Annotated in this window: 5 protein-coding genes; 4 read left to right on the top strand and 1 reads right to left on the bottom strand. The window is 73.7% G+C overall.

The window, feature by feature from the left end:
- Nucleotides 1–13: 13 nt before the first annotated feature.
- Nucleotides 14–1,372 carry a sensor histidine kinase gene (locus GQS09_RS27155; RefSeq protein ID WP_399552618.1) on the bottom strand — a complete coding sequence of 453 codons (1,359 nt, stop codon included), beginning with the start codon at nucleotides 1,370–1,372 and terminating at the stop codon, nucleotides 14–16.
- Between the two features lie 378 nt (nucleotides 1,373–1,750).
- On the opposite strand from GQS09_RS27155, the gene GQS09_RS27160 reads away from it, so the two are divergent.
- The 4 genes from GQS09_RS27160 to GQS09_RS27175 all read left to right on the top strand — a co-directional run.
- Complete coding sequence (locus GQS09_RS27160) at nucleotides 1,751–2,617, top strand: protein-L-isoaspartate O-methyltransferase (protein ID WP_313896365.1); 867 nt, start codon at nucleotides 1,751–1,753, stop codon at nucleotides 2,615–2,617.
- A gap of 193 nt (nucleotides 2,618–2,810) precedes the next feature.
- On the top strand, nucleotides 2,811–3,182 hold the full coding sequence (locus GQS09_RS27165) for an NADH-quinone oxidoreductase subunit A (protein ID WP_165990181.1): 372 nt from the start codon (nucleotides 2,811–2,813) through the stop codon (nucleotides 3,180–3,182).
- On the top strand, nucleotides 3,173–3,751 hold the full coding sequence (locus GQS09_RS27170; RefSeq protein WP_165990182.1) for an NADH-quinone oxidoreductase subunit B: 579 nt from the start codon (nucleotides 3,173–3,175) through the stop codon (nucleotides 3,749–3,751). The genes GQS09_RS27165 and GQS09_RS27170 overlap by 10 nt, the downstream gene beginning before the upstream one ends.
- Nucleotides 3,748–4,399, top strand: a 652-nt coding sequence (locus GQS09_RS27175; RefSeq protein ID WP_165990183.1) for an NADH-quinone oxidoreductase subunit C, incomplete at its 3' end; no start/stop codon positions are given. The genes GQS09_RS27170 and GQS09_RS27175, both read left to right, overlap by 4 nt.

Below are 4,399 nucleotides of genomic sequence, written 5' to 3' on the forward strand. Positions count from 1 at the left end.
TCCGGAGCCGGGCTCAGGCGGCGCCGCGGCCGGGCCGGTCCCGCCAGGGCAGCGCCGCGGTCACCGTGGTCGGCCCGCCCGCCGGGGAGGACACCGCCAGCGCGCCGTCCACCGCGGCGATCCGCTCGGTCAGCCCGGCCAGCCCGGAGCCCGCCCCCGGGTCGGCACCGCCCCGGCCGTCGTCCGACACCAGCACCATCAGCCGGTCCCCGGTCCGCCAGATGTCCACCGAGGCCGAGCGCGCCCGGCTGTGCTTGGACACGTTCTGCAGCAGCTCCGAGACCATGAAATAGGTGATGCCCTCGATCGCCTCGGCCGGCCGCTCCGGCAGGTCCACATCCACCGCCACCGGCACCGTGCAGCGGGACGCCACCGCGGACAGCGCCGGACCCAGCCCTCGGTCGGTCAGGATCGCCGGGTGGATGCCGCGCGCCAGATCACGCAGCTCCTGCAGCGCCAGCTTCACCTCCCCGTGCGCCTCGTCCACCATCCGCGCCGCCGCCTCCGGATCCTCGGCCAGCTTCTCCTTGGCCAGGCCCAGCCCCATCGCCAGCGCCACCAGCCGGGCCTGCGCGCCGTCGTGCAGATCCCGCTCGATGCGGCGCAGATCGGCCGCGGAGGCGTCCACCACCACCGAGCGGTTGGACTCCAGCTCCTGCACCCGGGTCTCGGCCGCGGACGGGCCGAGCAGCCCGCCCACCATCAGCCGGTCCACCATGGCCATGCCCCGGATCAGCCAGCCGGACAGATACAGCAGCAGCAGACCCGCCAGGCTCACCAGCAGCGCCTCCGGCAGGGTGTCCCAGACCAGGCCCCCGCCGGTGCCGTCCACAGAGATTCCGGGGCGGTCCCGCTGGTCCAGCATCCAGAAGTACAGCGGGTAGAGAAGCCCCGACCAGGCGAGCGACCACATCACCACCACCATGGTGAAGGTGAACAGCGCCCACGGCAGATGGAGCAGCGCGTACCCCGTGCTGCGCCAGCACTCGCCACTGCGCAGCACCGCCGACATCCACTCCATCAGCCCGCGGCGGCCCTTGGCCAGCAGCGGACGCGGGCCGGGCACCGGCAGCCGCAGCAGCCAGTGCGCGCGGGCCCGCTCCACATAGCCGAAGGCGCGCAACGAGATCAGGGTCAGGCAGAGCAGCGGCAGGCCCACGAAGGTGATCAGCAGGCCCGCACTGGTGGACAGCGCGGTCACCGCGAAGCAGAAGGCGAACAGCGCCATCGGGAGATTGAGCAGCGCGTACAGGCACTCCCGCAGCGTGCGCGGGCCGACCATCACGGAGACCGCGCTGCTCCACGGCGATCTGCCGCTGCCGCTCCGCTCGCCCGCGTCCCGCGCTTCGCGCGGCACCGCAGTGCTGCTCATGGCGCCTGCCATTTCCTTCCTCCGTCTCCGCACGGCACGCGGCCCGCTCGGCCCCTGCCCGAACCCCAGAGTGCCCGTCGCCGGACCGCGGCCGCCATGGGGTACGTCGGTCTCCTGTGGTGGGGCTAACCCCACCTTCCGTCCCACGCGTATCCTGGCGCCTCCGCCGTGCCGCCCGTCCCAGGTGCCCGCCGCACCGGGGACGGCCGAATCACCGCCTTGCCACCGGCGGCCGGCTCCGGCGGTCTATCAGGTGCTCTCACTTTGTGTCATGATCTGGTCACAGGAGTTGGACACCGAAGGAGGGCGTCGTGGACAATCGGCTGCCGGCCCGGCCCGGTCCGGCCGGGGCCCGCGCCGGGAAGGAGGGGGCCGGCCGTGTTCGGTGAGCGTCGACGGCGGCTGGCCGATGCCATGGAGTGGCGCGGCGACTGGCCCCTCGAAGCGCCCTGGATACGTCATGCCGTGGGCGCCCTGCCCCGCCACCGCTTCGCCCCCGACCGGGTCTACCACTGCGTGGGCCGGCTCTACGTCCCGGTCGACCGCTGGACCCAGCCCGACCGCTGGGCCGACGTGGTCTATTCCGGCCCCGACGACCCCACCGTGGTCCAGGTCGCCGACGGGCGGCCGGTCCTCACCCTCGCCTCACCCGCCGCCGTGGTCGCCATGCTGGCCGCACTCGCCCCCGAACCCGGCGAACACCTGCTGGAACTGGGCACCGGCTGCGGCTGGAACGCCGCCCTGCTCTCCTGGCGCACCGGCCCCGGCAACGTGGTCAGCGTGGAACCCGACCCGCGCCTGGCCGACCAGGCCCGCCGCCGGCTGGACGGCATCAGCGCCGAGGTCGCGGTGGAGACCGGCGACCGGGAGGCCGGCTGGCCGGACAGCGCCCCCTACGACGGGGTGATCGCCACCTCGCCCGCCGAGCGCATCCCCTGGGCCTGGGTGGCACAGACCCGGCCCGGCGGCCGGATCGTCGTCCCCTGGGGCCTGCACGGCCACCTGGTGCTGCTGGTCGCCGAGGACGGCCGCTCCGCCAGCGGGCACGTGCGGCCCCGGCCGCAGACCAGCACCCCCTGCGACGACCACCTCCGGCGGCACCCCGCCGGCGGCGTCGAGGAGACCCAGGGCCTGGACGGGGCCGACGGCATCGGCATCACCGTCACCGCCGACAAGCAGACCGTCTGGCTGCGCGACGAGGACAACGTGCTCGACGTCTCCACCAGCCGGGGCGACCGCCCCTGACCCCGGTGGGACCGGAGAACCGGCCGGGAATCGAGTGGTTCCCGGGACGCACCGGTCACAACCGGTCGCTCACCCCCTAGACTCCCGTCCGTACGGCGGGCCGGCCGATGTCAACCGGCCGCGCGCCCGCCGGCCGACTGCGGCCGGCCACCACATCAGAACACGACACCTCACCACCAAAGGGGCCACCCAGGTGCCGGACTACTTCCACGGCTATGCGGTCGTCGGACTGGTCGCGGTCGTCGGCGCGCTCTTCGTCGCCGTGGCCTTCACCGCCGCACGGCTGCTGCGCCCGGTGGTGCCGACCCCGGAGAAGCTGCTCGTCTACGAGTGCGGCATCGATCCCGTCGGGGAAGGCTGGGCACACACCCAGATCCGCTACTACCTCTACTCCTTCCTCTACGTGATCTTCGCGGTCGACGCGATCTTCCTCTTCCCCTGGGCGGCCGTGTTCGCTGCCGACGGATTCGGCGGGGTGACCCTCGCCGAAATGTTCATCTTCCTGGGCTTCCTGGCGGCCGGCCTGTTCTACGCCTGGCGAAAGGGCGTGCTCACATGGACGTGACCCCGCTGCCCCCGCCCCGCCTCGGCCCGCTGGCCCGGCTCGCCCCCGAGCCCATGAAGGTGATCCTCAACTGGGGCCGCCGCTACAGCCTGTGGGTCTTCAACTTCGGGCTGGCCTGCTGCGCCATCGAGTTCATCGCCGCCTCCATGGCCCGGCACGACTTCATCCGGCTCGGGGTCATCCCCTTCGCACCCGGACCGCGCCAGGCCGACCTGATGGTGGTCTCCGGCACGGTCACCGACAAGATGGCCCCGGCGGTGAAGCGGCTGTACGAACAGATGCCGGAACCCAAGTACGTCATCTCCTTCGGCGCCTGCTCCAACTGCGGCGGCCCCTACTGGGACTCCTACGCGGTGACCAAGGGCGTGGACCAGATCATCCCGGTGGACGTGTACGTGCCGGGCTGCCCGCCGCGGCCCGAGGCACTGCTCCAGGGCATCCTCAAGCTCCAGGAGAAGATCGCCGAGGAGTCCACGGCCGACCGCTACCGCTCCCGGCCGCCCTCGGCCGCCGCACTCACCAGCCCGCTCACCCCGCCGCCGGCGGCGCCCGGGGGAGGCGAGCGGTGAGCTGGCTGGACCGCGAGGCCGATCAGATCTTCGGCGAGGGCGCCACCGCGGACGAGTCCTACGACACGCTCACCGTGGACGTCCCGCCCGGGCGCTGGCACGACGCCGCGCTGGCCGCGCGCGACGACCTGGGCTGCACCTGGTTCGACTGGCTCAGCGCGGTGGACCAGCAGGAGGCCGGCCTCCAGGTCTGCCTGCACGTGGTGGCACTCGGAGCACGGCCCGGCACGGCCCCGCGCCGCCTGCTGCTGCGCACCGCGGTCCCCCGGGACGCGGCCGAACTGCCCACGGTCACCGACGTCTACCCGGGCGCCAACTGGCACGAGCGGGAGACGCGGGAGATGTTCGGCCTGCGCTTCCCGGGCCACCCGAACCCGGAGAAGCTGCTGCTGCCCGAGACGTTCGAGGGCCACCCGCTGCGCAAGGACTTCGTGCTCGCCGCGCGGGTGGCCAAGGCCTGGCCGGGCGCGAAGGAGCCGGGCGAACCGGCGCACGGCGGCCCCAAGCGCCGCCAGATGCTGCCCCCGGGCGTCCCCGACCCCAACGACTGGGGCCCGCTCAAGGGCCAGGTGCCCCAGGCCCCCGCGGCGCCCGAACGCCGCTCCGCGCGCCGGCGCGGCGAAGCCCCGGCCCGCCCCCGCCGCACCC

The sequence above is a fragment of the Streptomyces sp. YIM 98790 genome, assembly GCF_011421595.1.
Lineage (GTDB): Bacteria > Actinomycetota > Actinomycetes > Streptomycetales > Streptomycetaceae > Streptomyces.